Origin of the sequence: Citricoccus sp. (genome assembly GCF_032154715.1) — a bacterium.
Taxonomy (GTDB): Bacteria; Actinomycetota; Actinomycetes; order Actinomycetales; family Micrococcaceae; genus Citricoccus.
On record NZ_JALDXU010000001.1, the window covers coordinates 140,935 to 147,553 of the forward strand.

Sequence of the window (6,619 nt, forward strand, 5' to 3'; positions counted from 1 at the left end):
CTCCGAAGGTCCGGGCTCCGACGGCCTGGGAGCCGTTCGAGCAGGGAGTCAATCGGACGCCGCGCGCTCTTGGCGCCGCGCCCGCCACTGCACCCACCAGTCCGGCGCCGGCACCCCGGACAGCCAGGGGGACAGCGGCGTCGCGTTGATGGCCACACCGACGGCCCAGCTGATGAGCACGGTCAGGACGAACTTGGCGCCGTCGTCCAGGATGCCCACGTCCACGAGGGTCTGCAGCAGCCAGCCGTGGAAGAGCACCACCACCGTGCCGGTCCGCACGAGGGCGTTGACGGGCCGGGCGGCGCCGGCCACAAGCCGGTTCACCACGGTGCTGAAGACCAGCACGAAGCCGGCCGCCGTCATCGCCCCCACCACGGGGGTGATCAGGAACTGGCCGAAGCCGGAGAACTTGATGTTCAGGGGGTCCACGCCCAGCGTCACGGAGAGGAGCCCGACGGCGATGAGCACGGCCCCGATCAGCGCGCGGTTCCGCTTGATCCGGGGTTGGAGCTCGTAGCGGAACAGCTCGCCGGCCAGCACGAAGAACAGGCAGGGCAGCGCCAGGCCGAGGCCCAGGGGAGTGCGGCCGAGCAGGCCGTCCGGGAGCAGGGACAGGGCCAGGCCGAGCACGGCGACCCCCCAGGCCACGAGCACGGGGAACCGTTCGAGGAAACGCCGGAGCAGGGTCACGAAGAACAGTACGGAGATGAACCAGAAGGCCCACCACGGCGGGGTCTGATTGGAGCCCCCGTACCAACCGTTGGCCATCAGCGGCCAGAATTCCTCGGGGGTGTCCCGGGTCCAGGCCCAGGCCGCCACACTCATGATGACGGCCCAGACCAGGTACGGCACCGCCAGGGTCCGCCACCGTGCCTGGAGTTCGTAGACGAAGGGCCGGCCGCGGGTCCAGAAGTAGCCGGTGAGGAAGAAGAACAGCGGCATCCGCCAGATCTCCAGGTACTCGCCTCCGACCAGGCGAGGCCCGTAGGAGTGGCCCGCCACCACGGCGACGATGGAGACGATACGCAGAACGTCCACGCCGGTGTTCCGGCGTGGACGTTGCGTCGGCAGCGGTGCTGCGGGAGTCTGCGCTAGGGGGATACGGCCCTCCGCGTCAGTGGCTCGCGTGGTGGGCGTTCGGGTCCTCCACGTGGATGGCCTCGTGGTCCACCGAGTTGCTCCGGCCGAGCAGCTGCTGCGGGATGAGGTAGGCCAGCACGGCCAGAATCATGGCGATGCCGCCCGGGATCCAGACGTCCTCGAGGGACCACCAGCCCATGGCGTAGATGGCGCCGGCGAAAAGCAGGAAGCACACCACGGTCATCAGCAGGTTGCCCCAGAAATGGCCCTCGCCCGAGTGGTTCTTCGGCTTGCCGTTAACGATCACAATGTCTCCTCATGCGGTGGCGTGGACCGGCGGCGTCGCCGGGTGCCGGTGGTGCGATAAAAACTAGCTTGCCTTCAGGATAGCAAGGGCGGAGCTGGCACCGATCCGTGTGGCTCCCGCCTCGATCATGGCCAGGGCGTCCTCGCGGCTGCGGACCCCGCCGGAGGCCTTGACGCCGAGTTCCGGGCCGACCACGCGGCGCATCAGGGCCACGTCCTCCACGGTGGCGCCGCCGGTGGAGAACCCGGTGGAGGTCTTCACGAAGTCCGCGCCGGCCTCCACGGCGGCGCTGCAGGCCAGTTCCTTGGCGGCATCGTCCAGCAGGCACGTCTCGATGATGACCTTGAGGATCGCGCCACCGTCATGGGCGGCCTGGGCCACGGCGCCGATGTCCGCGACCAGGGCCGCACGGTCCCCGGCGAGGGCGGCGGCGATGTCGATGACCATGTCCACCTCATCAGCGCCGTGGGCGATGGCATCGGTGGTCTCGCCGACCTTGGCGGCGGTGGTGGTGGCGCCCAGCGGGAAGCCGACCACGGTGCAGGTCAGTACGCCCGAACCGCTCAGCGCCTCGGTGACGGTGGCGACCCACACGGGATTGACGCACACGCTCTTCACCCGCGCCTCGGACGCCTCGGCACAGACCGCCAGGATGTCCTCCCGGGACGCCTGCGGCTTGAGCAGGGTGTGGTCGATGTACTGGGCGAGCTCCGCGGTGGTGAGCTCGGCGGAGCCGGTGGACGCGGTGGAATCAGGGCCGTTCTGCATGCGAGCCAGCCTACCGTGGCCGTGCGCGGCTATTGCCCCAGAGCCGCGCCGATGGACGCGGAGAGCTCGGCCAGGGCCGCGGCCGCCTCGGCCCGCACCTCGGGCAGCTGGGCGGCCGCCTGCACGGGGCGGACCACCTCGAGGTAGCACTTGAGCTTGGGCTCGGTGCCGGAGGGCCGCACCACCACACGGGAATCGTCCGCGGTGGCGTACATCAGGGCGTCGGTGCCCGGCAGACCCCGGTAGCCCTGCGTGAGGTCCACGGTCTCGACGACGTCCTGGCCGGCGAGGGTGGCCGGCGGCGCCACGCGCAAGCGGGTCATCATGGCGTCCAGCAGGGCCAGGTCCGCCACGCGCACCGAGAGCTGGCCGGTGGCGACCACCCCGAAGTGGAGGGCGATCTCATCCAGTGCGTCCAGCAGGGTCTTGCCCTGGTCCGCTAGTTCGGCGGCGAGCTCCGCCGCCACGAGCGCGGCCGTCATGCCGTCCTTGTCCCGCACCATCTCCGGCGCCACGCAGTAGCCGAGCGCCTCCTCATAGCCGAAGCCCAGCCCGGGAACCCGCGCGATCCACTTGAACCCGGTCAGGGTGGTCTCGTGCGGCACGTCCCGTTCCGCGGCCACGCGGGAGAGCAGGCGGGAGGACACCACGGAATTCCCGACGGCGGCGCCCGCCGGCCGCAGGCCGGCCATCAGGTGGCTGCCCAACAGCACGCCGACCTCGTCCCCGGTGAGCATGCGCCAGCCGGCCGCCGCATCGCTCGCACGTCCGGCGCCCAGCGCACTGCCGGCGCCGCCCGCGCCGACTCCAGCGGCCGGGTCCGGCACCGCGAGGGCCAGCCGGTCGGCGTCGGGGTCATTGGCGATGACCAGGTCCGCGCCGCGTTCCCGGGCTGCGGCCAGGGCGAGGTCCATGGCGCCGGGCTCTTCCGGGTTGGGGAAGGCCACGGTGGGGAAGGCGGGGTCCGGCTCCGCCTGCTCGGGAACCGTGTACGGCCGTTCGAAGCCGGCGTCCTCGAACAGGTCCGGCAGCACGGCCCCGCCGACCCCGTGCAGGGGCGTGTAGACCACGTTGAGGCGGCGGTGGCCGGTGCGCTCGGGGTCCAGGACCCGGCAGGCCGCCAACCGGTAGGCCGCCGCGATGCCCCGGTCCGCCACCGTCCAGCCGTCCGCGGCCAGCGGGATGGAGCCCACCAGGGCGTCATGGTCGATGCAGCCGGCGATGTCCCGGTCGCTGGGCGCGGTGATCTGGGCGCCACGGCCGGCCTCGTCCGTCATCCGGCCGCCCAGGTACACCTTGTAGCCGTTGTCGGCGGGCGGGTTGTGGCTGGCGGTGACCATCACCCCGGCGTCGGCGTCCAGATACCGCACGGCGAAGGCCAGCACCGGCGTCGGCAGCTCGGAGGGCAACAGGATCGTCTCCAGCCCGGCTGCGGCGAACACGGCGGCGGAGTCCAGGGCGAACGTCTTCGAGCCGCGGCGGGCGTCATACCCCACCACGACGCGCGGGGGCCGCGATTCCGGCCCGGCCGCGGCACCCGCCGGGGCACCCGCCGTGGCATCCGCAGGCTCCCCGGGGACCGTCTCCGCGAGGCGCTGGAGCAGGTATGTCGCGAGTCCGGCCGCGGTGCGGCGCACGACCACCCGGTTCATGCGGCCCGGGCCGGGGCCCTCCTCGGCCCGCAGCCCGGCCGTGCCGAACTCCAGCGGGCCGGCGAAGCGGGAGGCGAGGGACGCCGCCGCCGCGCCGTTCCCGGCCTGCGCCGCGGCGATCTCGGCCTCGAGGACCGCACGGTCGCCGTCGTCGGGATCCTGGCGGGCCCACTCCACGGCGGCGGCGATCAGGGCGGGATCGATGTCAACAGCGGTCACGGGAGGGTCCTCGGGTTTCTCATCGGTGGCCAGGTGCGTCAGGTGAATCAGGTGCATCGGGTTGACCGGCTGGAGCCGGCGGTCCGGCGGTCCGCCAGCGTGTCAGAGCCGGTCGATGATGCCGGCCAGCAGGGCGGAGATGCGTGGTCCGGCGGCCTGGCCGGCCTCCACGACCTCGGCGTGGCTGAGGGGCTCACCGCTGAAGCCGGCGGCGGCGTTGGTGACCAGGGACATCCCGAACACCTCGAGGCCGGCGTGGCGGGCGGCGATCGCGTCCAGGGCGGTGGACATGCCCACCAGGTCGCCGCCGATCGCCTTGGCGTACCGCACCTCGGCCGGGGTCTCGTACTGGGGTCCGGAGAACTGCACGTAGACGCCCTCGGGCAGGGACGAGTCCACCTCGCGGGCGATCTCGCGGATGCGGGGGGAGTAGAGGTCGGTGAGGTCCACGAAGTTGGCCCCGACCAGCGGGGTGGCGCCGGTGAGGTTGATGTGGTCGGCCACCAGCACCGGGGTGCCCGGGGTCCACTCGGGCACGAGGGAGCCGCAGCCGTTGGTCAGGACCACGATCTCGGCCCCGGCGGCGGCCGCGGTGCGCACGGTGTGGGCCACGGCGCCGGCGTCGCGGTGCTCGTAGTAGTGCGTGCGGGAGCCGAAGATCAGCGCGTGCCCGGCGTCGGCGCCGTCCTGGCTCCCGTCACCGTTCAGGCGCACGGAGCGCACTGTCGGGTTGTGACCCGGCACCGAGGGGGCGGCGAAACCGGGCAGCTCAGCGGTGGGGATGGTGTGGGTGGTCTCGCCGATCAGCTCGGCGGCGCCGCCCCAGCCGGACCCCAGGACCACCGCGATGCGGTGCCGGGCCACGCCCGTTACCTGGGCGAGTGCCGCGGCGGCACGCCGGGCCTCGGAGAACCCCGGGTGGTCGCCCTGCAGTGGCGAGTGGCCGGACGGGTCGTCGAAGCTGGGGGCGGTGGAGGAGCCGGTGGAGGCGGTTGCGTCAGTCACGACCGTCAGCCTAGTGGGAAGCGCCGGAATCAGCCTGCGGTGGAGGCGGCCGGCATTCGGCGTGACGCCGCCGGGTGGGACACAATGGTGTCTGTGACTTCCACCCCCATGTACTCGCGTCCCCGTCCCTCCCTCACCATCATCGGCGGCGGCCCCGGCGGCTATGAGGCGGCCATGGTGGCCGCCAAGCTCGGGGCGCAGGTCACCGTCGTCGAGTCCAAGGGCATGGGCGGATCCGCCGTGCTGACGGACGTGGTCCCCTCCAAGACCCTCATCGCCACGGCCGACTCCATGCGCCGGGCCGGACGCGCCTCCGGGCTGGGCGTGGCCCTGGGTGATGAGCCGGCGCGGGCGGACATGACCGTGGTCAACCGGCGGTTGCTGAACCTGGCCTCCGAGCAGTCCCGGGACATCGGCCGGGCCCTGGAACGCTCGGGCGTACGCATCGTCATCGGCCGGGGCAGGCTGACCGGGCCCACCACGGTGGAGGTGAGAACTGAGGACGGCACGGAGACGATCGAGTCCGAGAACATCCTCCTGGCCACCGGCGCGAGTCCGCGCGAACTGCCGACCGCCATGCCGGATGGGGAGCGCATCTTCAACTGGACCCAGGTGTACTCGCTGACGGAGGTGCCCGAGCACCTGATCGTGGTGGGCTCCGGCGTCACCGGCGCGGAGTTCGCCTCCGCCTACAACCAGCTCGGTGCCAAGGTCTCCCTGGTGTCCTCGCGGGACCGTGTGCTGCCGGGGGAGGATCCGGACGCCGCCGCCGTGCTGGAGGACGCCTTCGTGGAGGACGGCGTCAACGTGGTCGGCAAGACCCGCGCCGAGTCCGTGGAGCGCACCGCCACCGGAGTCCGCGTGCACCTCTCCGGCGGCCGCGTGCTGGAGGGCAGCCACTGCCTCCTGGCCGTCGGCGGGATCCCCAACACCGCGGACCTCGGTCTGGAGGCGGCCGGCGTCAGGCTGACCGACTCCGGCCACATCGCGGTGGACGGGGTCTCCCGCACCACCGTGCCCGGCATCTATGCGGCCGGCGACTGCACCGGGGTCTTCGCCCTCGCCTCCGTGGCCGCCATGCAGGGGCGCGTCGCCGTGGCGCACCTGATGGGGGACGCGGTCAAGCCGTTCCAGCCACACCTGGTGTCGTCGAACATCTTCACCTCCCCGGAGATCGCCACCGTCGGCGTGACGGAGGAGCAGGTGGCCTCCGGCAAGTACCAGGCGGACATCCTCAAGCTGGACCTGAGCACCAATCCCCGGGCCAAGATGCAGAACGTGACCCACGGCTTCGTGAAGGTCTTCGCCCGCAAGGGCTCGGGCACCGTGATCGGCGGCGTGGTGGTGGCCCCGCGCGCCTCCGAGCTGATCTACCCGATCGCGCTGGCCGTGAGCCACAAGCTGCACGTGGACGACCTGGCCAACACCTACACGGTCTACCCCTCGCTCTCCGGGTCGATCTCCGAGGCGGCCCGCCGTCTCCACGTCCACCTCTGACCGCCCGCCGCCTCTCGCGCCGACTCGAGCCGTTCTCCCCATCACGTCCTCTCGTTTTGCGGGCAGAAGTTGTGGGTGCGCAACCCACAAC

6 protein-coding genes are annotated in these 6,619 nt (G+C 72.1%); 1 reads left to right on the forward strand and 5 read right to left on the reverse strand.

The features are described from left to right. Positions 1–48 precede the first annotated feature (48 nt). The 5 genes from RUH65_RS00585 to RUH65_RS00605 form a co-directional block, all read right to left on the reverse strand. The gene (locus tag RUH65_RS00585; RefSeq protein ID WP_313815216.1) at positions 49–1,038 is read right to left on the reverse strand and encodes an acyltransferase; all 990 of its coding nucleotides are present in this window, start codon (positions 1,036–1,038) and stop codon (positions 49–51) included. A 76-nt stretch (positions 1,039–1,114) separates the two neighbouring features. Further along, the gene (locus RUH65_RS00590; protein WP_313815217.1) at positions 1,115–1,387 is read right to left on the reverse strand and encodes a hypothetical protein; all 273 of its coding nucleotides are present in this window, start codon (positions 1,385–1,387) and stop codon (positions 1,115–1,117) included. 63 nt (positions 1,388–1,450) lie between these two features. Next, the gene (deoC, locus tag RUH65_RS00595; protein ID WP_313815218.1) at positions 1,451–2,155 is read right to left on the reverse strand and encodes a deoxyribose-phosphate aldolase; all 705 of its coding nucleotides are present in this window, start codon (positions 2,153–2,155) and stop codon (positions 1,451–1,453) included. A 29-nt stretch (positions 2,156–2,184) separates the two neighbouring features. Further along, positions 2,185–4,083, reverse strand: coding sequence for a phospho-sugar mutase (locus tag RUH65_RS00600; protein WP_396179321.1), 1,899 nt, complete (start codon positions 4,081–4,083; stop codon positions 2,185–2,187). Positions 4,084–4,128: 45 nt separating this feature from the next. Next, on the reverse strand, positions 4,129–5,031 hold the full coding sequence (locus RUH65_RS00605) for a purine-nucleoside phosphorylase (protein WP_396179323.1): 903 nt from the start codon (positions 5,029–5,031) through the stop codon (positions 4,129–4,131). A gap of 84 nt (positions 5,032–5,115) precedes the next feature. Here RUH65_RS00605 and RUH65_RS00610 point away from each other — a divergent pair, with 84 nt between their 5' ends. Further along, positions 5,116–6,528, forward strand: coding sequence for an NAD(P)H-quinone dehydrogenase (locus RUH65_RS00610; RefSeq protein WP_313815221.1), 1,413 nt, complete (start codon positions 5,116–5,118; stop codon positions 6,526–6,528). The last annotated feature ends 91 nt before the right edge of the window (positions 6,529–6,619 follow it).

Coding starts and splice junctions, on each gene's coding strand:
- deoC (WP_313815218.1), bottom strand. CDS start 2,155: ATGCAGAACGGCCCTGATTCCACCGCGTCCACCGGCTCCGCCGAGCTC.
- RUH65_RS00610 (WP_313815221.1), top strand. CDS start 5,116: ATGGTGTCTGTGACTTCCACCCCCATGTACTCGCGTCCCCGTCCCTCC.
- RUH65_RS00600 (WP_396179321.1), bottom strand. CDS start 4,083: ATGCACCTGATTCACCTGACGCACCTGGCCACCGATGAGAAACCCGAG.